Here is a 24,258-nt window from a genome sequence, read left to right as displayed (position 1 = left end):
GGTGGGCCCGGCGTGCCGCTCTGCGCGGCCATGCCGGTAGCCTTCGGCTCAACAGTTCGAGCCCCGCAGTTCGGGGTGGTTCTCGGGAGGTGTGTAGATGCGGCTCGCTGTGATCCCCGGCGACGGGATCGGGCCGGAGGTCGTTGCCGAGGCACTCAAGGTGCTCGGCGAGGTGGTGCCGGATACCGAGATCACCCGTTACGACCTCGGAGCCGCTCGCTGGCACGCGACGGGGGAGCTGCTCCCCGAGTCCGTGCTCGGTGAGCTCCGCCAGCACGACGCGATCCTGCTCGGCGCGGTCGGCGACCCATCGGTGCCCAGCGGCATCCTGGAGCGCGGTCTGCTGCTGCGGCTGCGCTTCGAACTCGACCACCACGTGAACCTGCGCCCCGCGCGGCTGTACCCGGGCGTGAAGAGCCCGGTGGTCGACCCGGGCGAGATCGACATGGTCGTCGTGCGCGAGGGCACCGAGGGCCTGTACGCGGGCAACGGTGGCCTGCTGCGCAAGGACACCACGCACGAGATCGCCACCGAGGTCAGCATCAACACCGCGTTCGGCGTCGAGCGGGTCGTGCGCGACGCGTTCGCCCGCGCCGCCTCGCGGCCGCGCAAGCACCTGACCCTGGTGCACAAGACCAACGTGCTCACCCACGCCGGTTCGCTGTGGTCGCGCGTGGTCGAAGAGGTCTCCCTGCAGTACCCGGACGTCACCGTGGCCTACCAGCACGTCGACGCCACCACGATCCACATGGTCACCGACCCGAGCCGGTTCGACGTGATCGTCACCGACAACCTCTTCGGCGACATCATCACCGACCTGGCGGGTGCGATCACCGGCGGCATCGGCCTCGCGGCCAGCGGCAACATCGACGCCACCCGCCGCAACCCGAGCATGTTCGAGCCGGTGCACGGCAGCGCCCCGGACATCGCCGGGCAGGGCGTGGCCGACCCGACCGCCGCCGTGCTGTCGATCGCGATGCTGCTCGACCACGTCGGCCTGACGGAGGCCGCCAAGCGCGTCGAGGCCTCCGTGGCCTTCGACCTGGCGACCCGCGACCACTCGTCGCCTGGCGCCACGTTCGCCATCGGCGACCGGCTGGCCGCGCTGGTCTCGTCGCACGAGGTCGTGGCCCAGCCCTGACCGGGTCTTCGCCGAAGGGCGCCTCCCCGCAGCGGGAGGCGCCCTTCGACTTTTTCCGGATCGTGAGAAGTCCGTCGCGTTCGATGGACATCGGCGTGCGAGGTGTGCAGCATAAGGTCGTGGCTTTCCGCAGTGTGATCATTATTGGCGAGCGCGTCGGGTAAACATCTCCGCTTCCCGACGCGCTGACCTCTCGCATTCGCGGGGGGTCTTTTTTGTTGCCTGCGTCAGGTCCACGCCGAACCGATCGATCCGACGGGAGACAATCCAGTGACCCGCACCAAGCCGGCCGGCACGCCCCTGGGCGACGACTTCCACGTCTACGACACGACGCTGCGGGACGGCGCGCAGCGCGAGGGAATTTCGTACTCGGTCACCGACAAGCTCGCCGTCGCGCGCCTGCTGGACGGGCTCGGGGTCGGGTTCATCGAAGGTGGTTGGCCCGGAGCGCTTCCCAAGGACACCGAGTTCTTTCACCGCGCTGCGCAAGGGGAACTCGCGCTCGACCACGCCGCGCTCGTGGCGTTCGGCTCCACCCGCCGCGCCGGCTCCAAAGTGGACGAAGATCGTCAAGTTGCCGCACTGCTGGAATCACGCGCTCCGGTCGTGACGCTGGTGGCCAAATCGGACCGCAGGCACATCGAACGGGCGCTGCGCACCGATGTGGCGGAGAACTGCGCGATGATCGCCGACACGGTCCGCCACCTCGTCGACCACGGCAGGCGAGTTTTCCTCGACGCCGAGCACTTCTTCGACGGGTACGCCTTCGACCCCGACACCTCGCTCCGCGTGCTCGACGCCGCGGCGGGCGCCGGCGCCGACGTGGTCGTGCTGTGCGACACCAACGGCGGTCAGCTCCCGTTGCAGCTGGCCGACACGGTGCGGGAGGTCATCGCGCGCACCGGGCTCCGCGTCGGCATCCACTGCCAGGACGACACCGACTGCGCTGTGGCCAACAGCGTCGCGGCGGTGCAGGCCGGTGCCACGCACGTGCAGTGCACCGCCAACGGTTACGGCGAACGCGCGGGCAACGCGGATCTGTTCGCAGTTCTGGGAAATCTGGGCATGAAGCTCGACATGCCGGTGCTGCCGGAGGGCAAAATGCCCGAGCTGACGCGGGTTTCGCACGCGCTGGCGGAAATCGCCAACCTGGCGCCCGACACCCACCAGGCGTACGTGGGGCAGTCGGCGTTCGCGCACAAGGCCGGGCTGCACGCCAGCGCGATCAAAGTGGACCCCGAGCTCTACAACCACCTCGACCCGGCCGAGGTCGGCAACGGGATGCGGGTGCTGGTGACCGAGATGGCCGGTCGCGCCAGCCTGGAGCTCAAGGGCGCCGAACTGGGCCTGGAGCTCTCGCCGGATGCGGTCGGGGGAGCGGTGCGGCAGGTCAAGGAGCTCGAAGCGCGCGGCTGGTCCTTCGAGGCCGCCGACGCCTCGCTGGAGTTGTTGCTGCGCCGGGAGATGACGGGTTCCGAACTCGAAACACCGTTCGAGCTCGAGTCGTACCGGGTGCTGCTCGACCACCGCGACGACGGCGAGGTCGTGTCCGAGGCGACCGTGCGGGTCAGCGTGTCAGGGCAGCGGGTGATCGCCACGGCGGAGGGCAACGGTCCGGTCAACGCCCTCGACGCCGCGCTGCGCAAGGCACTCGTGCCGCACCTGCCGTGGCTGGAATCGGTGGAGCTGGCCGACTACAAGGTCCGCATCCTCGTCGACGAGCCGGGCACCGACGCCGTCACCCGGGTGCTGGTCGAGTCCCGCGACGGCGAGCACGAGTGGACCACCGTGGGCGTGCACGCCAACATCGTCGAGGCCAGCTGGCTCGCGCTCTGCGACGCGCTCATCTACAAGGCCTGCGCCGCGATGTGACGGCGACCTCCCGCTGCGGCGGCGCAGCCGCCACCCGCACCGATGAGCCGAGCGACCACCTCTTATGTTTGGATGAGTCCACAGCAGATTTTGCGGAGGTTGTCTTGCGGTTGGCTCGTGTCGCCCACTCTGACGGGGTTTCCTTTGTCGCGTTGGAGCCGGATCCGGCGGCGCCGCGCGAGAAGATCGTGGCGGTCGAGATCGACCAGCACCCGTTCGGCTCGCCCACCTACACCGGCCGGAAGTGGCCGATGGCCGACGTGCGCCTGCTGGCGCCGATCCTGCCGAGCAAGGTGATCTGCGTGGGCAAGAACTACGCCGAGCACGCGCGCGAGATGGGTGGCGAGGCGCCCGAGAACCCGCTGATCTTCATGAAGCCGTCGACGTCGGTGATCGGCCCCAACTCGCCGATCAAGCTGCCGTCGAACTCCGAGCGGGTGGACTTCGAGGGCGAGCTGGCCGCGATCATCGGCCAGCCCTGCAAGGACGTCCCGGAGGCGCGCGGCACCGAGGTGCTGCTCGGCTACACGATCGCCAACGACGTGACCGCCCGCGACCAGCAGAAGGCCGACGGGCAGTGGACGCGCGCCAAGGGCTACGACACGTTCTGCCCGCTGGGCCCGTGGATCGACACCGAGATCGACCCGTCGGACCTGTCGATCCGCACCGATCTGGACGGTGAGGTCAAGCAGGACGGCCGCACCTCGCAGCTGGTGCACGGCATCGGCGGCCTGGTTTCGTGGGTCTCGCGGATCATGACGCTGCTGCCCGGCGACGTCATCCTCACCGGCACTCCGGCGGGCGTCGGCCCGATGACCGACGGTCAGAAGGTCACGGTCTCCATCGACGGCCTCGGGGCCCTGACGAATCCCGTCCAGAACGCCTGAGGCCGGCAGGCGGGCGGTTGTGGTCCGAACCGCCCGCCTCTCTTGCTCGGTCGGTTCGGACCACAAGTCTCGCGGCGACTACCGCAGGGCCTCGCGCGGCGGGCGTTCCCGCACAGCGCCGTAGGCCAGCAGGTACGGCGGGATGCGGCGCAGGAACGGCAGGCGGCTGACCGCGCGGACCGGCAGCGGCAGCCTCGCCGAGTCGCCGAGGTCGATCTCGCCGCGCAGGGCGGGCCCCACCACGTTCTCGTGGATCATGCGCTGGAAGCCCTGGATCAGCACCGTGGTGAGCCAGCGGCGCCGCTGGACGGCCGCCACGTGCTCGCGCCGCAGCCGGCCTTCGCGCAGCGGTCCCGCGAGGTGGCGGGCCGCCGCGACCGCGTCCTGCACCGCGAGGTTGATGCCGATGCCGCCGACCGGTGACATCGCGTGCGCGGAGTCGCCGATGCACAGCAGGCCCGGCACGTGCCACTTGCGCAGCCGGTCCAGCGTCACGTGCAGCAGCTTCACGTCGTCCCACGAGCGCACCAGCTCCCGGTCTCCCAGCCACGGGATCTCCCGCCTGAGCTGCGCGTTGAACTCCTCGATCGGCCGGGAGCGGCCCTCGGGGTCGGAGCCCTTGTGGATGATCGAGGCGACCTGGAAGTAGTCCCGCCGGTCGATGAGCACCTGGAACGCGCGCTTGCGCAGCAGTCCGAGGAGGCCCTCCGGGTCTCCCTCGTGGCGCGGCACCCGGAACCAGCGGACGTCCATCGGGGTGGGGAAGTCCCGCAGTCCGAGCTCCGGCATGTCCCGCACGAACGACTTGCGGCCGTCGCAGGCCACGGTGATGGTGGCGCGCAGTTCACCGGTCTGCCCCGAGTCGGTGCGGTAGCGCACTCCGCGAACCCGGCCGCCCTCCCGGACCAGCTCGGTGGCCTCGGTGTTCATCCGCAGCGTGAACCCCGGTTCGGACTTGCCCTCGTCGGCGAGCATGTCCAGCAGGTCCCACTGCGGCACCATCGCGATGTAGTTGTGCTTGATCGGCAGCAGCGAGAAGTCGCCCATCGTGAACAGCTCGCCGTTCGGGCCGAGCGGTAGCTGGACCTTGCTGATCCGGCTCTGCGGGATCTGGGCGAAGCGGTCGGACAGGCCGAGGTCGTCGAGCAGCTGCAGAGTCGTGGGGTGCACCGTGTCGCCGCGGAAGTCGCGCAGGAAGTCGCCGTGCTTCTCCAGGACGGTGACCTCGACACCGGCTCGGGCGAGCAGCAGTCCGAGAACCATGCCGGCGGGCCCGCCGCCGACGACGACGCAGGTGGTGCGCTCCATTGCGATCCCCCTCCAGAATTTTCAACGTCCGTTGAATAAATTCAGGATGCACCTACCGGATGCGGCCGTCAAGCGCGCACGAGCACTGGCTACGCTGAAACCGTTATGAGCACGCCAGAAGCCAGCAAAGACGCAGCCCAGGACGAGGTAACCCGGCCGGTTCGTGCCCGGTTCTGCCCGTCGCCGACCGGAACCCCGCACGTCGGCCTGATCCGCACCGCGCTCTACAACTGGGCGTTCGCCCGGCACAACAAGGGCAAGCTGGTGTTCCGCATCGAGGACACCGACTCCGCCCGCGACAGCGAGGAGTCCTACCAGGCGCTGCTCGACGCGCTGCGCTGGCTGGGCCTCGACTGGGACGAAGGCCCCGGAGTCGGCGGCGACCACGGCCCCTACCGGCAGAGCGAGCGGCGCGACATCTACGCCGACATCGCCCAGCGCCTGCTGGCCGCCGGTGAGCTCTACGAGGCGTACTCCAGCCCCGAAGAGGTCGAAGCCCGCCACAAGGCAGCCGGACGCGACCCGAAGCTCGGCTACGACAACTTCGACCGCGACCTCACCGACGAGCAGCGCGAGGTCTACAAGGCCGAAGGTCGCAAGCCGGTGCTGCGGCTGAAGATGCCCGCGCGCGACATCACCTTCACCGACCTGGTGCGCGGCGACATCACCTTCCCCGCGGGCAGCATCCCCGACCCGGTGCTCGTGCGCGGCAACGGCGACCCGCTCTACACGCTCACCAACCCCGTCGACGACGCGCTCATGCAGATCAGCCACGTCCTGCGCGGCGAAGACCTGCTGTCGTCCACGCCGCGCCAGATCGCGCTCTACGAGGCGCTGCAGCGCATCGGCGTCACCGACTTCACGCCCGAGTTCGGCCACCTGCCGTTCGTCGTGGGCGAGGGCAACAAGAAGCTGTCCAAGCGGGACCCGCAGTCCAACCTGTTCCACCACCGCGACCGGGGCTTCCTGCCCGAAGGCCTGCTCAACTACCTCGCGCTGCTGGGCTGGTCGATCTCCGAGGACCGCGACGTGTTCACCCTCGACGAGATGGTCGAGGCGTTCGAGATCGGACGCGTCAGCTCCAACCCGGCCCGCTTCGACCAGAAGAAGGCCGACGCCATCAACTCCGCGCACCTGCGCGCCCTGGCTCCCGACGACTTCGTCGAGCGCATCGTGCCCTACCTCATCAACGGCGGAGTGCTGCCCGCGGAACCCACCGAGTCGCAGCTGGCGACCGTGCGCGCCGCGGCACCGCTGGTGCAGGAACGGCTCATCGTGCTCTCCGACGCCGTCGGCATGATGGCCTTCCTGTTCGCCGGCGACGACTTCCAGCCCGAAGAGGCCTCCGCGCAGAAGGCCCTCGGCGAAGACGCGCAGCCCGTGCTGCAGGCCGCGATCGGCTCGCTCGACGAGCTGCCGGAGTGGACCACCGCCGCCATCGAAGAGGCCCTCAAGGTCTCCGTCGTCGACGGCCTGGGCATCAAGCCGCGCAAGGCGTTCGCCCCGGTCCGCGTCGCCATCACCGGCCGCACCGTGTCGCCGCCGCTGTACGAGTCGATGGAACTCCTCGGCCGCGACGTCTCCCTCGCGAGGCTCCGCAAGGCCCTCGCCTGAGAACACCGCCGAACACGCCGCCGCGACGCACGCTCCCGCGTCGCGGCGGCGTCGTCTTCCTCACCTGCGCGATCGCTCAGAACTCCGCGGAGCCCAACTGCTAAGACGGGGCGGAAGCGGCCGTTGGTTGCACAGTGTTTCCAGACCCACAGCAGACTTCACTAGGTTGGCAGAGTCGGACGCGGTGGGTGAGCGCCTAGCCTCTCGGGGTGACATCCGCGGCTGACGCATCGAATCCCCGCAATCCCGCTCAGATCAAGGCCGTCTGCCTCGACCTCGACGACACCTTGCTCGACAGCCAGAGCGCGGCGCGCAGCTCCCTCAGAGAGCTCCTCGGCACCGACCGGGCATGGCCCGTGTGGGAACGCACCACCGACCGGTACTACGCGCGATTCGTCAACGCCCAGCTGTCCTTCGACGTCATGTGCGTCGAACGCACCCGCGCCTTCTTCGCCGCCTTCGGCGAGCACATCGACTACGCCGAAGCGGAGCGCCGCGAGAACCAGCGCATGGAAGCCATGCAACGCGCCTGGGGACTCTTCGACGACGCCCTCGACTGCCTCGACTGGATGCGCGCCAGCGGACTCCGCCTCGCCGCCGTCACCAACGCCCCCAGCGCCTACCAGCGCAAGAAGCTCGCCGCCGTCGGGCTCGCCGACGCCTTCGACGTCGTCGTCATCTCCGGCGAGATCGGCGTCGCCAAACCGGACCCGCGGATCTTCCACACCGCGTGCGACCGGCTCGGCCTCCAAGCCCACGAAGTCGCCCACGTCGGCGACAGGCTCACCACCGACGCCCAAGGAGCCTCCCGCGCCGGACTCAGCGGCATCTGGCTCAACCGCGACCAGATCCCCGCACCCCGCGGCTCCGCCGAACACCCCGTCGCCACCATCACGAGCCTCCGCGAACTCCCCGAACTGCTCGTCACCGAGATCGCCGCACCCGACTTCGCCGACCTCGTCGGCCAGACCCCCTGAACCAGCCCGCCACCTGCGAGAACCCCCGAAGAGGGGGGTGCTGGAATGGGCCCTCAACGGGTGGTCTAATATATTCACCAACGCGGCGGACAGAAGTCCGGAAGCCGAACTCCCCAGCGGAGATCGGAATTCGGGACAACTGACCGTTCAGCACCATGGGGTATGGTGTAATCGGCAGCACGACTGATTCTGGTTCAGTTAGTCTAGGTTCGAGTCCTGGTACCCCAGCGAGCAGATCACTCCGGTGATCTCTCAAACGCGGTCCCGTCGTCTAGCGGCCTAGGACGCCGCCCTCTCAAGGCGGTAGCGCGGGTTCAAATCCCGTCGGGACTACAGAGGTGGGAGGTCCCTGTCTGCGGAAAGCGCAGACAGGGGCCTCCTTCGTCATTGTGTTGGGGGGTCGAACCCCCCATGCCCCCCACGGTGCGGTGGTTGCTCTGGGGAGTGCTCCTCGCGTTGGGATTGGTTCCCGGCCTGGGTTTCTGACCAGCTTCTTGGTGGCTGCGGCTGCCTGCGCTTCGCTTGGCTTCTTGGTGGGCGCCTGCGCTTCGCTTGGCTGTTCTGGTGTGGGGTGCCTGCGCTTCGCTTGGCTGCTGTGGGTGGGTTGCCTTCGCTTGGTTGGCTTGGTTGCTTGGGTTTCTTTGGTGGGTTGTTGGCTTGTTGCTTCGGGGTTCGGGTTGGTTGACTCTTTTTGGGTTTTCCTTTCCTCTTCCTCTGCGGCTTCCTCTTTGCTTCTTCTTGCGGGTTGGCCTTTGGTCGGTGTTGTTGGGGTCACTCCTTTCTTTGTTTTTGCTGGTTGTGGGGTTGGGGTGGGGGGTCGTTCTTGCGGGTTGTGGGGTGTTGTATCGTTGTCACCGTTGCGCGGTCCCGTCGTCTAGCGGCCTAGGACGCCGCCCTCTCAAGGCGGTAGCGCGGGTTCAAATCCCGTCGGGACTACAACGCGAGAAGGGCCCCGGATCTTCATCCGGGGCCCTTCTCCTTTGCCGTCAGAGCCTGTTCTGCAGGCCTTCCGCTGCTGCCAGCAGGTCCGCCGCCCAGCGGGCACCCGGTCTGCGGCCCATGCGGTCGATCGGGCCCGAGACCGAGATCGCCGCGACCACCGCGCCCTGGTTGTCCCGCACCGGCGCCGAGACGCTCGCCACGCCCGCCTCGCGCTCCGCCACGCTCTGCGCCCAACCCCTGCGGCGCACCTCCAGCAACGTGCGCTCCCCGAAAACCGCCTCCGCCAGCACCGCGCGCTGCGTCGCCGGATCCGCCCACGAAGCCAGGACCTTCGCACCCGACCCCGCCGTCATCGACAGAGCCGTGCCCACCGGGACCGTGTCCCGCAGACCGCTCGGCGGCTCCGCCGTCGCTATGCACAAGCGCTGCATGCCGTCCCGGCGGTACAGTTGAACGCTCTCACCCGTGACATCCCGGAGTTTGGGCAGCACCGTGGACGCCGCCTCCAACAGCGGATCCACCGCACCGCCGGCCAGCTCCGCCAACGCCGCGCCAGGCCGCCACCGGCCGTCCGAACCGCGGCGCAACAGGCGATGCGTCTCCAGACCCACCGCCAACCGGTGCGCCGTCGCCCGGGGCAGCCCCGTGCGGCCGCACAGTTCCGCCAGGCCGCACGGCTCCTGAGCCACCGCCTGCAGAACGGCCACTGCCTTGTCCAACACTCCGATGCCGCTATGCTGTCCCACGTACCGATACTAACTTCCCGGCATCTGGGAAGTCCACTCTGTGGGAGAGACCCTTTCCTCGGGTCTCGGCGCGCTCGACTGGGAGCAGTGATGGGAAAAACGCTCGCGGAGAAGGTGTGGGACGCGCACATCGTGCGCCAAGGTGAAGGGCACGAGCCCGACCTGCTCTACATCGATCTCCACCTGGTGCACGAAGTCACCAGCCCGCAGGCCTTCGAAGGGCTCCGGCTGGCCGGCCGCGAAGTGCGGCGCCCCGACCTGACGATCGCCACCGAAGACCACAACGTCCCCACCGTCGGCCTCGATCTGCCGATCGCCGACCCGGTGTCGCGGACCCAGGTCGAAACGCTGCGCAAGAACTGCGCGGAGTTCGGCATCCGGCTGCACCCGATGGGCGATGCCGAGCAGGGCATCGTGCACGTCGTGGGACCGCAGCTCGGTCTCACCCAGCCCGGCACCACCGTCGTCTGCGGGGACAGCCACACCTCCACGCACGGCGCGTTCGGCGCGCTGGCCTTCGGGATCGGCACCTCCGAGGTGGAGCACGTGCTGGCCACCCAGACGTTGCCGCTGAGGCCGTTCAAGACCATGGCCATCAACATCGAGGGCTCGCTGCGTCCCGGCGTGACGAGCAAGGACGTCATCCTCGCCGTCATCGCCAAGATCGGCACCGGCGGTGGCCAGGGCTACGTGCTGGAGTACCGCGGCGAGGCCGTGCGCCAGCTGTCGATGGAAGCCCGCATGACCATCTGCAACATGTCGATCGAGGCGGGTGCGCGGGCGGGCATGATCGCGCCCGACGACACGACTTTCGAGTACCTCAAGGGCCGCCCGCACGCCCCCGAGGGCGCCGACTGGGACGCAGCCGTCGAGTACTGGAAGACGCTGCGCACCGACGACGACGCCGGCTTCGACGCGGAAGTCACGCTCAACGCCGACGAACTCACCCCGTTCGTCACCTGGGGCACCAACCCCGGCCAGGGCCTCCCGCTGGGCGAGAACGTGCCCGACCCGGAGACCATCGTCGACGAGGGCGAGCGCTTCGCCGCTGAAAAGGCGTTGGCCTACATGGGCTTGACCGCGGGCATGCCGCTGCGCGAGGTGAGCGTGGACACCGTCTTCCTGGGCTCCTGCACCAACGGCCGCCTGGAGGACCTGCGGGCCGCCGCCGAGGTCATCAAGGGCCGCAAGGTCGCGGGCAACACCCGGATGCTCGTGGTGCCCGGCTCGATGAAGGTGCGCCTGCAGGCCGAGAGCGAAGGGCTGCACGAGGTTTTCACCGCCGCCGGAGCGGAATGGCGTTCGGCCGGTTGTTCGATGTGCCTGGGCATGAACCCGGACCAGCTGGACCCGGGCGAGCGCAGCGCCTCGACCTCCAACCGCAACTTCGAGGGCAGGCAGGGCAAGGGCGGTCGTACCCACCTGGTTTCGCCGCTGGTGGCCGCGGCCACGGCGGTGCGCGGGACGCTCTCCTCGCCCGAGGACCTCGACTGACCACCTTCTTGAGTTCTCTACCACCAGGAGCAGTGACGATGGAACCGTTCAAGACGCACACCGGGGTCGGCGTCCCGCTGCGCCGGTCCAACGTGGACACCGACCAGATCATCCCCGCCGTGTACCTCAAGCGGGTCTCCCGCACGGGCTTCGAGGACGCGCTGTTCGCCGCCTGGCGCGGCGACGAGGAGTTCATCCTCAATCAGGAACCCTTCTCCTCCGGCAGCGTGCTGGTCGCCGGGCCCGACTTCGGCACAGGGTCATCCCGCGAGCACGCGGTGTGGGCGCTGAAGGACTACGGCTTCCGAGTGGTCATCTCGAGCCGTTTCGCGGACATCTTCCGCGGCAATTCCGGCAAGCAGGGCCTGCTGGCCGCCCAGTGCGAGCAGTCCGATGTGGAGCTGCTCTGGAAGCTCCTGGAGGCCGAGCCGGGCACCGCTGTCACGGTGGATCTTCAGGAACTGACCGTCCAGGCCAAGGACCTCACGGTCCCCTTCAGCATCGATGACTACACCCGCTGGCGGCTGCTGGAAGGGCTTGACGACATCGGTTTGACCCTGCGCCACGCCGAGACGATCGACACTTTTGAGGCTGGGCGCCAGAGTTTCAAGCCCGCCACACTGCCCGCTCGCAAGGGCTGAGGCCTCCCCGCGTCGGGACGGCTTTTTCCTTTCACAGCAGGAAAAAGCCGTCCCGATCGGGACAACTGAACAGTTGCTCCAAGCACTGCGCGGACCCCGTTGCCCGGACTCGAATGCCCGCGCCCCAACGAAAAAATGGGGCGTGGCGAATGGCATTTGTTGTTCCGGGGCTTTACCGTTGACATTGAGTCGGCCCAACGGGGCCGTTGTTGTGTCCTGGGAGGGACTGAAGTGAACAAGGCCCAACTGATCGAGGCTCTGGCAGAACGCCTCGGAGACAAGAAGACCGCCAGCCAGGCCGTTGAAGACGTCGTCGACATCATCGTTCGCAACGTCAACAAAGGCGAGAAGGTCAACATCACCGGTTTTGGCGTTTTCGAGAAGCGCGCTCGCGCGGCTCGTGTCGCCCGGAACCCGCGCACCGGTGAGAGCGTGAAGGTCAAGAAGACCAACGTTCCCGCGTTCCGCGCCGGCACCCAGTTCAAGGAAGTCGTCGGCGGCCAGCGGAAGCTCCCGCGTGCGACGACCTCCGGCAAGGCTGCCACCACGCGCGGCGTGACCACGCGTACCGCCTCGGCGAGCAAGACCACGACCGCTCGCAAGGCCACCTCCACGCGTGCCGCGGCCACCAAGACCGCCACCCGCACCACGGCGAAGGCCGCCCCCGCCAAGGCTTCGACCGCCAAGGCCACCAAGGCGAGCACCGCCAAGGCCGCCAGCACCACGAAGGCTGCGCCGAAGCGGGCCACCACCAAGGCCAGCACGGCCAAGGCGACCCCGGCGAAGTCGGCCACCACCAAGCGGGCCAGCACCGCCAAGGCCACCACCAAGGCGGCGCCGAAGTCCACCGCGAAGACGACTCGCCCGGCCACCAAGAAGGCCACGACGACGCGCAAGTCCACCAAGAAGTGATCGCTCGCTTCGACTGCGAGCTTCAGTGGACCGAGCGGGCGGCGGCATAGCCCCCTCCCCGGGGGCGATGCCGCCGCCCGCTCAATGCTTTGGGAAAAGGCGAAAACCCGCCGCCTCAGGCGCGGCGGGTCGCTTTCCTCTTCCGGCCGTTCCCGCGTGCGGGCGCGTCAGACGCCCGCAGAGCGCCGGAACGCGGCCGGCCGAGTCCCTGCGGCCGAGGCGCCTGCGACGGCGCTGTGCGGCGCGATCAGCGCCCTGCAGGGGTTCTTCGCGCCCGGGCCAGCGGATCCGGCAGGTAGTCCGCCGCCGCGAGGCGCAGTCCGGGCGCCTTGCCGTCGTCGGCGCGCTCGTCCGGCCGGAAGGACAACGTCCACACGCTGCCCTTGCGCGACGTCACCTCGCCCAGCCGCAGCCCGGCCGAATCGGCCAGCCGCGTCACCAGATCCGGGATGACGCCTCCCTGGCTGGACACCACGCTGGTGCCGCCCTCGGCCGCCACCTCCAGCAGCGCTCGCGCGCCTGCCTGCGGATCGGCTGAATAGACCTCTTCGGAGAACAGCGGCTCGCTCACGATGTGGATTCCGCGGTCACCGGCCAGCGGGGCGACGGTTTGTTCGCAGCGCACGCGCGGGGCCGAATAGATCCGGGAAGGTGCGAACAACGGCAACAGGGAATGCAATGCGTCCCGTTGTTTGCGGCCCGCTTCGCTGAGCGGACGAAGAGCGTCATCTCCAGACCATTCGGATCGTTTGCCCGCTTTAGCGTGGCGAACCAGCAATACCGTGGCCGTTTCCTCGCGGGCCTCGTCGAATGCGTCGAGGACTCGCGCGTCGTGCGGATAGCTCAACTCCGCGCGCGCCTGCTCCGGCGACAGCCAGCGGAGTTCGTCCACTTCGTCGTTGGGCGTGAACTCGCCGGCTCGCAGGCGTGCGGAGTAGTAGTCGACGATCTTCGGCGCGGACTCGCCCGAGCGAGTCGGGACCGCGTAGCGCGCCTGCGCGAGCGGGCGCACGAGCACGGACGAAAACCCGGTCTCCTCGGCGACCTCGCGGACCGCCGCCTGCGCGGGGAGTTCGCCCGGGTCGAGCTTTCCCTTGGGCAGCGACCAGTCGTCGTACCGGGGGCGGTGCACCAGCGCCACCTCAGGGCCCTGAGCGCCGGGCCGCCACAGCACAGCTCCCGCCGCGCGCACGAGCGCGGGCACCTCGACCGCTTCGGCAACCGGGATGTTGTCGGTCACGCTCTACTTCCTCAACAAGCCTGGGAACGGTTTTCCTAAGACACCTTGGCGCCGTGGCCGGACAGCATCTCGGTCTGGTGGTCGCGGACCTGCTCGCCGCTGCGCGGGGAGGCTTCCCAGTCTCCCTTCGCGTTGAGCACCCAGCAGCGCGTCGACGGGTGCAGCGCGGAATCCAGCATCGCGTCCATCTGCGCGGTCAGCTTCGCGTCCGTGACGCGGACCTGGACCTCGATGCGGCGGTCCAGGTTGCGGTGCATCATGTCGGCGCTGCCCAGCCAGTGCTCGTCGATGCCGACGAAGTGGAACACCCGCGAGTGCTCCAGGAACCGTCCCAGGATCGACCGCACCTCGATGTTCTCGCTGAGCCCGTCCACGCCTGCCTTGAGGGCGCAGATGCCGCGCACCACGACCTGCACCGGCACGCCGGCCAGCGAGGCGCGGTAGAGGGCGTCGATGATCTGCTCGTCGACCAGCGAGTTCACCTTCATCCGGACACCGCAGCTCAAACCCTGCCTGGCGCGCTCGATCTCGGCCTCGACCCGCTCCACGATCCCGTTCCGGATGCCCTGCGGGGACACCAGGATGCGGCGGTAGTTGCCGTGCCGGGCGTACCCGGTGAGCACGTTGAACAGGTCGGTGAGGTCGGCGCCGATCTCCGGGGACGCCGTCAGCAGGCCCAGGTCCTCGTAGATGCGCGCGGTCTTGGGGTTGTAGTTGCCGGTGCCCAGGTGGCAGTAGCGGCGGATCGTCGAGCCCTCCTGGCGCACCACGAGCGAGGTCTTGCAGTGCGTCTTCAGCCCGACCAGGCCGTAGACGACGTGCACGCCCGAGCGCTCCAGGGTGCGCGCCCACTGGATGTTGGCCTGCTCGTCGAAGCGCGCCTTGAGCTCCACCAGGGCAACGACCTGCTTGCCGGCCTCGGCGGCGTCGATGAGCGCGTTGACGATCGGCGAGTCGCCCGAGGTGCGGTACAGGGTCTGCTTGATCGCCAGCACGTGCGGGTCGGCCGCCGCCTGCTCGATGAAGCGCTGCACCGAGGTGGAGAACGAGTCGTAGGGGTGGTGCACGAGCACGTCGCCCTCGCGCAGCGTGGAGAAGATGCTCTTGGGCGTCTGCCCCTCGGCGAAAGCCGGGTGCGTGGCGGGGACGAACGGGGAGTTCTTGAGGTCCGGCCGTTGCAGCTTGTCCAGCTGGAACAGGCAGGACAGGTCGAGCAGGCCCTTGACCTCCACCACGTCGTGCTGGTCGACCTCCAGCTCGCGCAGCAGGAGTTCGAGCATGTTCTCGCTCATGGTGTCGGTGACTTCCAGCCGCACCGGCGGACCGAAGCGGCGGCGCGCGAGTTCGCGCTCCATCGCCTGCAGCAGGTCCTCGTCCCGGTCCTCCTCGACCTCCAGGTCGGCGTTGCGGGTGACGCGGAAGATGTGGTGCTCGGAGACGCGCATGCCCGGGAACAGCTTGCTCAGGTGCGCGGCGATGAGCTCTTCCAGCGGCAGGAAGGTGGCCAGCTCGTTCTCCCGGTCGGCCTCCACCCGGATCAGCCGCGGCACGTTGTCGGGGACCTTCACGCGCGCGAAGCGGCGCAGCCCGGCGTCCGGATCGGTCACCGTCACCGCGAGGTTCAGCGAAAGCCCGGAGATGTAGGGGAACGGGTGCGCCGGGTCGACCGCCAGCGGTGTGAGGACCGGGAAGATGTGGTCCTCGAAGTAGCGGGTGAGCTTGGCCTGGTCGTCCGAGGCGAGCTCGTCCCAGTCCAGGATGCGGATGCCGTGGGCGTCGAGCTCCGGCAGCAGCTCGTCGACGAAGACCCGGCCGAGCTTCTCCATCAGGTCCTGGTTGCGCGCGGCTATGCGGACCAGCTGCTCGTGCGGGGTGAGCCCGTCTGCGCTGCGCACCGACAGCCCGGTCTCCTCGCGGCGCTTCAGCCCGGCGACGCGCACCATGTAGAACTCGTCCAGGTTGGACGCGAAGATCGCCATGAACTTCGCCCGCTCCAGCACCGGCTGCGACTGGTCCTCGGCGAAGGCCAGCACGCGCGCGTTGAAGTCCAGCCAGGACAGCTCCCGGTTGAGGTAACGGTCCTCGGGCAGGTCCGTCGTGGCCGCGGCCCTGGTCACAGCGGGCGGCGCCGAGGGAACTCGCGCACCGCCGGTGACCGCGGGCAGGGGCCCGGCCGTCTCGTTGCCGGCGGTGGCGCGGCGAGCAGGACGCGGTTCGCGGCTCGCCGCCGCCTTGCCTGCGGACGAGGTGCGTTTGGCGGGCCGCTTCGGTGACCGGTCGCTGTTCGTGCTCACCGAGCCATTGTCACTCAAAAAACCGTTTCAGATCGAGCAACCATGCCGTTCATCTGATGTTCGTCCGAACACAGCGGAACCTCGCGTGACGTGCGGAAGGGAACCTCCCTGCCACCCGGGTGAGCGGAAGGGACCCTTCCTGCGGGCCGTGGCGGGAGGAGGGGAACCTTCCTGTCATCGGCGCCGGCGTCGTCGCCGGACGTGCGCAGGGGAACCTTCCGCTCATTCGCCCAGGCCCAGCCGAGCGGTCGTGCGGGGTCCGAGTCCGACGGCTCTCGCCGAGGCCAGGTCGGCTTCGGTGTCGACGTCGCGGCGCAGCGACTCCCACGGTCCGGCGAGGGTTTTGGCGCCGGACTCGCCGTGGGCTTCGGCGGAGCCCGGACCGAAGCGCGGGTCCAGCGGCTGGTCGGGTTCGGCCAGCAGGAGGGTCGTGCCGTCGCCCGAGAGGTCCGGGCAGTACGAGCGGTCGGTTCCCGCCGCGCGCAGCGCCCAGCCGAGTTCACCTGAGCGCAGGGCGGGCAGGTCGGCCTGCAGCGCGCCGACGCGGAACGTGCCTCGGGCGCGCAGCACCTCGTCGCCGTGCCGCAGCGCGGCGTTGAGCCCGTCGGCCGGGCGGTCGGGCAGCACCTCGACGCCGAGAGCATTGAACGCCGCGGTCAGCGCGGGATCGGAGGAGACCACCACCACGCCCGCGACCCCTCGCGCGCGACGTGCGGCGACGACGGTGTCCATCGCCATCGCGGTGACCAGCTCGAAGTGCCCGGCCGATCCGCGGCCGGCCAGCAGCCGGGACTTTGCCCGCGTCAGCGGCTTGAGCGGTACCAGCAGGTGCACCCCGGCGGTGTCGGGCGTGTTCTCGGTGGTCACGGGAACCATCTTGCGTCAACGTCCGCCGATGTGGTGGAGGGCTTCCCAAGTGCCGCCTGGTTGACGAGGCTGTGGCCGGGGCCGGGTAATTTGACTGGCGCTCGAGATCTGGAGGAGAAAAGCCGTGGCGGAATCGAGAAACCTCCGACGCCAGCGGAGGACGACCAGCGAGAAGGCACACGGGATGGGCATCTTCTGGCTGGGCCTGGCCCGCTGGGTGTTCTACCCGCTGACGCACTTGCTGGCGCGCGTCCGCGTGCGCGGGGCGCACAACATCCCGGCTGAGGGCGGTGCGCTGCTCGTGCTCAACCACGTGTCCCACCTCGACCCGATCTTCGACGCGGTCACCGTCCACCGCGCGGCCAGGGTGCCGCGCTTCATGGCCAAGAACAGCCTGTGGAACGTGCCGGTGCTCAGGAACGTGCTGGTCGGCGTGGAGCAGATCCCGGTCTACCGGGGCACCGCGGACGCGCACAAGAGCCTGCGCGACGCGCACTCGGGCCTGGAGAACGGCAAGGTCCTGGTGATCTACCCGGACGGCACGATCACCAAGGACCCCGACGGCTGGCCGATGACGCCGAAGGTGGGTGTGGCCCGGCTGGCTCTGGCCAACGACATCCCCGTCATCCCGGTCGCCCGCTTCGGCACCCGCGAGATCTACGACCACTACAACAAGAAGTTCCGGCCCTTCCCGCGCAAGACCGTGAACTACGTGATCGGTGAGCCGCTGGACCTGTCGGCCTACCGCACGGAGAACCCCGACGTGGAGACGATCCGCGAGGTCACGAACCTGGCGATGAGCCGGGTCCGGGAGCTGCTCGGTGAGATCCGCGAGGAGCAGCCGCCCACCGAGTTCTACGCCTCGGCGCGCAAGAAGAAGGGCACCGATGGCGCAGCCTGAGCGGATCGCGGTGCTGGGCGCCGGATCCTGGGGGACCACGTTCGCGAAGGTCCTCGCCGACGCGGGCAACGACGTCTACCTGTGGGCCCGGCGTCCGCAGGTGGCGGCGGAGATCAACGAAACCCGCTGCAACGACTCCTACCTGCCCGGCATCGCCCTGCCGGAGCGGCTGCGCGCCACCGACGACGCCGCCGAGGCGGTGCACGCCGCGGAATTCGTGGTGCTGGCGGTGCCCAGCCAGACGTTGCGCGAGAACCTCGCCGGGTGGCAGCCGCTGCTGCCGCAGGACGTGACGCTGGTGAGCCTGGCCAAGGGCGTCGAGCTGAGCACGCTCAAGCGGATGAGCCAGGTCATCGGCGAGGTCGCCGACGTGCCGATGGAACGGGTCGCGGTGGTGTCCGGGCCGAACCTGGCCAAGGAGATCGCCGCCGGTCAGCCCACCGCGACCGTGGTGGCCTGCTCCGAGGAGGAGCGGGCGGTGGCGTTGCAGAAGGCGTGCTTCACGCGGTACTTCCGCCCGTACACCAACACCGACCTGGTGGGCATCGAGATCTCCGGGGCCTGCAAGAACGTCATCGCACTGGCCTGCGGGATCGCCGCGGGGCTCGGTTTCGGGCACAACACGATGTCGTCGCTGATCACGCGCGGTCTGGCGGAGACGACGCGCCTCGGCGTCGCGCTGGGCGCGGACACGATGACCTTCGCCGGGCTGGCCGGTCTGGGCGACCTGGTGGCGACCTGCGCGTCGCCGCTGTCGCGCAACCGGACCTTCGGTGAGCGGCTGGGCAGGGGAGAGACCGTGGCACAGGCGCAGGAGGCTGCCCACGGACAGGTGTCGGAGGGCGTGAAATCCTGCTCGTCGATCCGTCAGCTGGCAGCCCGGCACGGCGTGGAGATGCCCATCACCGACGTGGTGCACCGGGTGTGCCACGAAGGTCTGGAGCCGGGGCCTGCCGCTGCGGAGTTGTTGGGACGCGAGCGCAAGGCCGAGTGATCCGGTCCGCGCTCGCGTCGATCGCGAGTGCGGGAGTGACCACAGTGGATCTTGGGGATTTGGGCGACGGAACGCGCGTGGTGCACGGCGGGCACCCGGAACCGGAGGCGGGCGCGCCGCTGCTGCCGGGACCGGTGTTCGCCGCGCCGTACCACCTCGGGGAGTCCGGACCCGGCGGTGATTTCTACGGGCGCGCGGGCAATCCCACCTGGCGCGGGCTGGAATCGGCGATCGGCGAGCTCGACGGCGGGCACTGCGTGCTGCTGCCCTCGGGCATGGCGGCGATCAGCACCGTGCTGCGTTCGGTGCTGCGGGCCGGCGACAAGCTGGTGCTGCCCTCGGACGGCTACTACGCGTCGCGGCAGTTCGTCAGCGACGAGCTGACCGAGCTCGGTCTGGACGTGCGCGAGATCCCCACGCCCGGCCCGTGGGCCGACGAGGTCTTCGAGGGCGCCCGGCTGGTGCTGCTGGAAACGCCGTCGAACCCGGGCGGGGACGTCTGCGACATCACCGCGCTGGCCGAGCGCGCCCACGCTGCGGGTGCGCTGCTGGCGGTCGACAACACGACCGCGACCCCGCTGGGGCAGCGTCCGCTGGAGCTGGGCGCGGACATCGTCATCGCCAGCGACACCAAGGCCCTGTCCGGGCACAGCGACATCCTGCTGGGACACGTGTCGGTCCGCGACGAGCAGCTCGCGAACCGCCTGGTGCGCGCGCGTTCGCTGTCCGGTGCGATCCCCGGGCCGTTCGAGACGTGGTTGGCGCACCGCAGCATGGGAACTCTCGACCTGCGGCTGTCCCGGCAGGCCGAGAACGCCGCGGCGCTCGTCGACGCCCTCGCCGACCACCCGGCGGTGAGCGGTCTGCGCTGGCCGGGCTGGTCGCAGGACCCGGCGCACGAGCTGGCGAGCCGGCAGATGCGCCGCTTCGGCGGGGTGTTCCGCTTCGAACTCGCCGACGCCGACGCGGTGCAGGCCTTCATCGCGAAGAGCCGCTTGGTGGTCGCGGCCACCAGCTTCGGCGGCCTGCACAGCACGGCCGACCGCCGAGCCCAGTGGGGCGACCCGGTCCCCGGGGGCTTCGTCCGCTTCTCAGCGGGCTGCGAGAACCCCCAGGACCTGGTCCAAGACGTCCTCCAAGCCCTCTCCTGACCCAAACCACCCCACCTGACCCGAGTTGCCCCGGTTCCGGTCCCAAAGTCGAGCCCGGTCAGGACTCGCGTCGACCCCGGTCCTGACCGGAGTCGACTAAGTCCGCACGGATCCGACGCACCACCCGTCCCACTCGCACCTCCCCTCGTGGTGCGGGTGGGACGGATTTCAGTGGAAACCGGGTTGCGGATTTCAGTGGAATTCCGGGTTCGAACTTCAGTGGAAATCGGGCCTCCTCACTCCAACGGGTGTGAAGTGGGTCGCGGGTTGTGGGTGGTGGGAGCGGGCGGTGGTTGACGGCGGGGTGGGGGACTGGTTGAGTGCGTGGCGTGTTGAAGCGCGCGTTCATCGGCCGACGGGGTCACATCGACCTGCACCGCGTCGCCAGCGCGCTCTGTTCGTGTTCTTCGTGTTGATCGATCTCATCCGCTTCCCGGGTTGATCGCGGCGTCCTCGCGCGCCTGCGCCCCGGGGTTCGTTCACGATCTCCGAAGGACTTCCACGTGTTCGCCGTTCCGCCCAACACCGTTGCCGCGCCCGCTGACCTGAGCATCGCGCACCCCGCCCGCATCGCCCGCGAGTTCGCCGCCGACCGCGAATCCTGGGCGCACCTGCTGCGCTACGACGCCGAGGAGCGCTGGGCCGGGCTGCTCGCCCGCACCGACGCCTACGAGGCGTGGCTGCTGAGCTGGCTGCCCGGCCAGCACACCGATCTGCACGACCACGGCGGCGCCACCGGCGCTTTCACCGTCGTGCAGGGGAATCTGACGGAGCGGGTCGCCCGTCCCGGCAGCTCCGAGGTCCTGCACTCGCTGACCACCGGCCAGTCCCGGGTGTTCGGCCCGAACTACGCCCACCAGGTCAGCAACCTCGGCGTGGACCCGGCGGTGACCATCCACGTCTACCGCCCGCAGCGGGCGAACCGCACGATCCGCGGCTGATCCGCTCAGGACCGCCGCAGAACGTGTTCGGGCACGGGCAGTTCCGCGATCAGGTCGGCTGAAGGCACCGGCGTGCCCCAGCTCCGGTGCAGCGGGAGCACGCCGGCCCAGGCCTCGTTCGCCTCGACGTCCTCGGCGTCGTCGCCCGGGTCGCCGGTGCGGATCTTCACCGCGGCCTCGGTGAGGTCCAGCGCCAGGACGGCGGTGGCGGCGAGCTCCTTCTTGTCGGGCCGGCGCGCGTAGTCCCACGATCCCGGTGCGAGCTGCTCGGTGATCACTCGCAGACCTTCCCAGCGCTCGGCGGGGTCCTCGACGAGCCGGATGCGTCCGTGGATCATCGCCGATCGGTAGTTGATCGAGTGGTGCATCATCGACCGCGAGTAGACGACGCCGTCCACGTGGGTCACCGACACGCACACCTCGCCGGCTTCCCGGAGGCTGCGCGCCCCGGTCGATCCGTGCAGGTAGAGCGTGTCGCCGCGACGCCCGTAGCCGGTGGGCAGCACGCGCGGCGAACCGTCGACGATCACCGCCAGGTGGCAGACCAGCCCGGTGTCGAGGATCGCGTGGAGGTCGCCGCGGTCGGTGCGCGCCCGCTTGGCGCCTCGGCGGACGGTGGACCGTTCGGTTGGGGAGAGCTGCGAAGTCACGTCACCAGCCTCACCTGAGAAGTGGCATCATCGAAGTGCCAATCAGGGAGAATTCCGAAATGCCACATGACGTGCCCGCGGCCAGCTCACCGCTGCTGGAACTGGCCATCGACCTGCACCGGGACGGCGATCTGCCGCTCGCGGTGCAGCTGGCCGACGCGTTGCGGCACGCGGCCACCATCGGCCAGCTGCGCGGCGGCGACCGGTTGCCCTCGACGCGCGCGCTGGCCCGCCACCTGGCGGTCAGCCGCACCGTGACCGCCGCCGCCTACGAGCAGCTGCACGCCGAAGGCTGGATCGTCGGGCGGCGCGGCTCGGGCACCTACGTCACCACCAGCCCGCCGGGCGCCCGCAGCGACGCCGTGCCGCCACCGGTCCTGCAGCACCGGCACGCCGAGCATCCGGTGATCGTCCTGGTTCCCGGGGTCCCGTGGGCCGACGGCATCGACCGCGCCATCTGGCGCCGGGCGTGGCGCGCCGCCGCCGACACCGCGCCCGACCTGCGCCCGCAACGGGCCGGACTGCTCAGCTACCGCGAGGCGGTCGTGGAACACCTGCTGCGACACCGGGGTCTGGTCGTCGGCGGCTGGACGCCGGAGAACGTGCTGGCCACCGGCGGCACCAGCACCGCGCTCGGTGAACTCGCCGCCGCCGTGCTGCCGCGCGGGGCGAAGGTCGCCGTCGAGGAACCCGGCTACCAGCGCGCGGTCGGTGCGCTGAAGACCGCCGGGATCGAGGTCGTGCCCGCACCGGTCGACCACTCCGGTCTCGTCGTCGACGACGTCCCGAGCGACGTGGCAGCCGTCTACTGCTCACCGGCGCACCAGTTCCCGATCGGCGGACGGCTCCCGGCCGAACGGCGCATCGCGCTCATCGAACGCGCCCGCTCCGAGGACTGGCTGATCGTCGAGGACGACTACGACGGCGAACTCCGCTACGACGTCGCGCCGCTGCCGGTGCTGGCGTCGATGGCCCCGGACGTCGTCGTGCACCTGGGCACCACCAGCAAGATCCTCACCCCGACGCTCGGGGTCGGCTGGATGCTGGCCGCCGAGAAGATCACCACCGCCGTGCAGCGGCACCGCGAACGCATCGGCGTCGGCCCGGCCGCCGCGGGGCAGCGCGTGCTGGTGGAACTCGCCCGACACGGAGACCTCGGCAGGCACCTGCGTCGGCTGCGGCGGGAGCTGTCGCAGCGCCGCGCGATCGTCGTCGATCGCCTCGCCGCCGAGGGGGTGAGCGTCTTCGGCGACCGCGCGGGCGCCCACGTCGTGCTGCCGCTGCCGGACGCCGAGACCGAGCAGCGCGTCGTCGACGAAGCGGCGGAGCGGGGAATCGTCCTCGACGGGCTGCGACGGCACCACGACGGTCCGCAGCGGTGGCACGGACTCGCCCTCGGTTACGCCGCCTGCACCCGCGATGAGCTCGAAGCCGCGCTGCCGGTCGTGGCGAGGCTGTGCCGGCGAACCTGCACGTGACCGCATCGTGTCGCAGGCGCAAGGGCTTCGTAGAACGACGCGTGCTAGCGCGAGGTATGGTCCGGCGCATGACTTCGCGCAAGACCCGGGTGGCCGTCGTCTTCGGCGGGCGCAGCACCGAGCACGGCATCTCCTGCGTGTCCGGCGGTAGCGTGCTCGCCCACCTGGACCAGGACCGTTTCGAGATCGTGCCGGTCGGCATCACCCAGGAAGGCGCCTGGGTGCTCGGCACCGACGACCCGAAGCAGCTGGAGATCCGGGACCGCAAGGAACCCCGGGTCGTCTCCGGCACCGCGCTGGCCCTGCCGGGTGACCCGACCCGCCAGGAACTGGTGCTGCTCGAACCGGGGAAGGGTGGCGAAGTCCTCTCCGGCGTCGACGTCGTCTTCCCGGTGCTGCACGGAGCCTTCGGCGAGGACGGCACCATCCAGGGCCTGCTGGAGATGGCCGACGTGCCCTACGTGGGTCCGGGCGTGCTCTCCAGCGCGGTGTCGATGGACAAGGAGTACACCAAGAAGCTGCTCGCGGCCGAAGGCATCGAGGTCGGCACCTACGAGGTGCTGCGCCGGGGCCAGGAGACGCTGACCGAGGCGCAGCGCGACCGGCTCACCCTGCCGGTGTTCGTCAAGCCCGCGCGGGCCGGTTCGTCGCTGGGCATCACCAAGGTCACCGACTGGGCCGACCTGGACGACGCGATCGTCGAAGCCCGCCGCACCGACCCGAAGGTCATCATCGAGACCGGTGTGGTCGGGCGCGAGATCGAGTGCGGCGTCCTGGAGTTCCCCGACGGCCGCGTCGAGGCGTCGCAGCCCGCCGAGCTGCGGGTCACCGGTGAGACCGACTGGTACGACTACGAGTCGAAGTACCTCGACGACGTCACCGAGTTCGACCTGCCCGCCAAGATCAGCGACGAGCACACCGCCGAGCTGCGCGACATGGCGGTGCGCGCCTTCGCCGCGCTGGAGTGCCAGGGGCTCGCCCGCGTCGACTTCTTCCTGTCCGACGAGGGCAAGCTGATCATCAACGAGGTCAACACGATGCCGGGCTTCACCCCGATCTCGCTGTACCCGCGGATGTGGGCGCACAGCGGCATCGACTACCCGGCGCTGCTGACCACGCTGGTCGACACGGCGCTGGCGCGCGGCACCGGCCTGCGCTGAACCGACGGGAGAAGGCCGTCCCCCACTCCGGTGAGGGACGGCCTTCTC

General features: G+C 69.7%; 20 protein-coding genes and 3 tRNA genes. 17 read left to right on the top strand and 6 right to left on the bottom strand.

Annotation, left to right across the window (positions count from 1 at the left end):
- Positions 1–97 precede the first annotated feature (97 nt).
- The 3 genes from AB0J91_RS03740 to AB0J91_RS03730 all read left to right on the top strand — a co-directional run bounded on the left by AB0J91_RS03740 (position 98) and on the right by AB0J91_RS03730 (position 3,900).
- Positions 98–1,141: a 3-isopropylmalate dehydrogenase gene (locus AB0J91_RS03740; protein ID WP_363863891.1), complete on the top strand. Its 1,044-nt coding sequence runs from the start codon at positions 98–100 to the stop codon at positions 1,139–1,141.
- A gap of 270 nt (positions 1,142–1,411) precedes the next feature.
- Positions 1,412–3,013: a citramalate synthase gene (gene cimA / locus AB0J91_RS03735; RefSeq protein ID WP_363863889.1), complete on the top strand. Its 1,602-nt coding sequence runs from the start codon at positions 1,412–1,414 to the stop codon at positions 3,011–3,013.
- Positions 3,014–3,117: 104 nt separating this feature from the next.
- Positions 3,118–3,900 (top strand): fumarylacetoacetate hydrolase family protein, encoded by a 783-nt coding sequence (locus tag AB0J91_RS03730; RefSeq protein ID WP_363788940.1) that lies wholly within the window; start codon positions 3,118–3,120, stop codon positions 3,898–3,900.
- Positions 3,901–3,978: 78 nt separating this feature from the next.
- On the opposite strand, the gene AB0J91_RS03725 is transcribed toward AB0J91_RS03730, so the two are convergent.
- The gene (locus AB0J91_RS03725; RefSeq protein ID WP_363863887.1) at positions 3,979–5,208 is read right to left on the bottom strand and encodes an FAD-dependent oxidoreductase; all 1,230 of its coding nucleotides are present in this window, start codon (positions 5,206–5,208) and stop codon (positions 3,979–3,981) included.
- A gap of 105 nt (positions 5,209–5,313) precedes the next feature.
- Between AB0J91_RS03725 and gltX the strand changes: the two genes are divergently transcribed.
- The 5 genes from gltX to AB0J91_RS03700 all read left to right on the top strand — a co-directional run bounded on the left by gltX (position 5,314) and on the right by AB0J91_RS03700 (position 8,735).
- A complete protein-coding gene (gltX, locus tag AB0J91_RS03720; RefSeq protein ID WP_363863886.1) occupies positions 5,314–6,822 on the top strand; it encodes a glutamate--tRNA ligase in 1,509 nt (502 codons plus the stop codon).
- Between the two features lie 209 nt (positions 6,823–7,031).
- Positions 7,032–7,799, top strand: a complete 768-nt coding sequence (locus AB0J91_RS03715) for an HAD family hydrolase (protein WP_363863884.1) — start codon at positions 7,032–7,034, stop codon at positions 7,797–7,799.
- A 156-nt stretch (positions 7,800–7,955) separates the two neighbouring features.
- Positions 7,956–8,027, top strand: a tRNA-Gln gene (locus AB0J91_RS03710).
- Positions 8,028–8,059: 32 nt separating this feature from the next.
- Positions 8,060–8,132 (top strand) — tRNA-Glu (locus AB0J91_RS03705).
- 530 nt (positions 8,133–8,662) lie between these two features.
- A tRNA-Glu gene (locus AB0J91_RS03700) sits at positions 8,663–8,735 on the top strand.
- Between the two features lie 50 nt (positions 8,736–8,785).
- Here the strand turns inward: AB0J91_RS03700 and AB0J91_RS03695 are convergent.
- The gene (locus AB0J91_RS03695; RefSeq protein ID WP_165944032.1) at positions 8,786–9,487 is read right to left on the bottom strand and encodes an IclR family transcriptional regulator; all 702 of its coding nucleotides are present in this window, start codon (positions 9,485–9,487) and stop codon (positions 8,786–8,788) included.
- Between the two features lie 90 nt (positions 9,488–9,577).
- Here AB0J91_RS03695 and leuC point away from each other — a divergent pair, with 90 nt between their 5' ends.
- The 3 genes from leuC to AB0J91_RS03680 all read left to right on the top strand — a co-directional run bounded on the left by leuC (position 9,578) and on the right by AB0J91_RS03680 (position 12,534).
- On the top strand, positions 9,578–10,981 hold the full coding sequence (leuC, locus tag AB0J91_RS03690) for a 3-isopropylmalate dehydratase large subunit (protein WP_363788945.1): 1,404 nt from the start codon (positions 9,578–9,580) through the stop codon (positions 10,979–10,981).
- A 38-nt stretch (positions 10,982–11,019) separates the two neighbouring features.
- The gene (gene leuD, locus AB0J91_RS03685; protein ID WP_363788946.1) at positions 11,020–11,622 is read left to right on the top strand and encodes a 3-isopropylmalate dehydratase small subunit; all 603 of its coding nucleotides are present in this window, start codon (positions 11,020–11,022) and stop codon (positions 11,620–11,622) included.
- A 231-nt stretch (positions 11,623–11,853) separates the two neighbouring features.
- The gene (locus AB0J91_RS03680; protein ID WP_363863882.1) at positions 11,854–12,534 is read left to right on the top strand and encodes an HU family DNA-binding protein; all 681 of its coding nucleotides are present in this window, start codon (positions 11,854–11,856) and stop codon (positions 12,532–12,534) included.
- A 247-nt stretch (positions 12,535–12,781) separates the two neighbouring features.
- Here the strand turns inward: AB0J91_RS03680 and AB0J91_RS03675 are convergent, their stop codons facing one another.
- From AB0J91_RS03675 to cofC, 3 genes are all read right to left on the bottom strand, one after another.
- Positions 12,782–13,738, bottom strand: a complete 957-nt coding sequence (locus AB0J91_RS03675; RefSeq protein WP_363864115.1) for an NUDIX hydrolase — start codon at positions 13,736–13,738, stop codon at positions 12,782–12,784.
- A 71-nt stretch (positions 13,739–13,809) separates the two neighbouring features.
- On the bottom strand, positions 13,810–16,068 hold the full coding sequence (locus tag AB0J91_RS03670; RefSeq protein ID WP_363863880.1) for an RNA degradosome polyphosphate kinase: 2,259 nt from the start codon (positions 16,066–16,068) through the stop codon (positions 13,810–13,812).
- A gap of 222 nt (positions 16,069–16,290) precedes the next feature.
- A complete protein-coding gene (gene cofC / locus AB0J91_RS03665) occupies positions 16,291–16,935 on the bottom strand; it encodes a 2-phospho-L-lactate guanylyltransferase (RefSeq protein WP_363863878.1) in 645 nt (214 codons plus the stop codon).
- A gap of 124 nt (positions 16,936–17,059) precedes the next feature.
- Between cofC and AB0J91_RS03660 the strand changes: the two genes are divergently transcribed.
- The 4 genes from AB0J91_RS03660 (at position 17,060) to AB0J91_RS03645 (ending at position 20,922) form a co-directional block, all read left to right on the top strand.
- Complete coding sequence (locus AB0J91_RS03660) at positions 17,060–17,836, top strand: lysophospholipid acyltransferase family protein (protein WP_363863876.1); 777 nt, start codon at positions 17,060–17,062, stop codon at positions 17,834–17,836.
- Complete coding sequence (locus AB0J91_RS03655) at positions 17,823–18,830, top strand: NAD(P)H-dependent glycerol-3-phosphate dehydrogenase (protein ID WP_363863875.1); 1,008 nt, start codon at positions 17,823–17,825, stop codon at positions 18,828–18,830. Before AB0J91_RS03660 ends, AB0J91_RS03655 begins: the two co-directional genes overlap by 14 nt.
- A 59-nt stretch (positions 18,831–18,889) precedes the next feature.
- The gene (locus tag AB0J91_RS03650) at positions 18,890–19,981 is read left to right on the top strand and encodes a cystathionine gamma-lyase (RefSeq protein ID WP_363863873.1); all 1,092 of its coding nucleotides are present in this window, start codon (positions 18,890–18,892) and stop codon (positions 19,979–19,981) included.
- Between the two features lie 503 nt (positions 19,982–20,484).
- On the top strand, positions 20,485–20,922 hold the full coding sequence (locus tag AB0J91_RS03645) for a cysteine dioxygenase family protein (RefSeq protein ID WP_363863870.1): 438 nt from the start codon (positions 20,485–20,487) through the stop codon (positions 20,920–20,922).
- Between the two features lie 5 nt (positions 20,923–20,927).
- Here AB0J91_RS03645 and AB0J91_RS03640 read toward each other — a convergent pair whose 3' ends face one another.
- Positions 20,928–21,572 (bottom strand): pyridoxamine 5'-phosphate oxidase family protein, encoded by a 645-nt coding sequence (locus tag AB0J91_RS03640; RefSeq protein ID WP_363863867.1) that lies wholly within the window; start codon positions 21,570–21,572, stop codon positions 20,928–20,930.
- Between the two features lie 59 nt (positions 21,573–21,631).
- Between AB0J91_RS03640 and AB0J91_RS03635 the strand changes: the two genes are divergently transcribed.
- On the top strand, positions 21,632–23,050 hold the full coding sequence (locus AB0J91_RS03635; RefSeq protein WP_363863864.1) for a PLP-dependent aminotransferase family protein: 1,419 nt from the start codon (positions 21,632–21,634) through the stop codon (positions 23,048–23,050).
- A 68-nt stretch (positions 23,051–23,118) separates the two neighbouring features.
- Complete coding sequence (locus tag AB0J91_RS03630; protein WP_363863861.1) at positions 23,119–24,210, top strand: D-alanine--D-alanine ligase family protein; 1,092 nt, start codon at positions 23,119–23,121, stop codon at positions 24,208–24,210.
- Positions 24,211–24,258 lie beyond the last annotated feature (48 nt).

The sequence above is a fragment of the Saccharopolyspora sp. NPDC049357 genome, assembly GCF_040677225.1.
In the GTDB taxonomy this organism is placed as follows: Bacteria; Actinomycetota; Actinomycetes; order Mycobacteriales; family Pseudonocardiaceae; genus Saccharopolyspora.
This window is presented reverse-complemented; position numbering and strand designations above follow the sequence as displayed.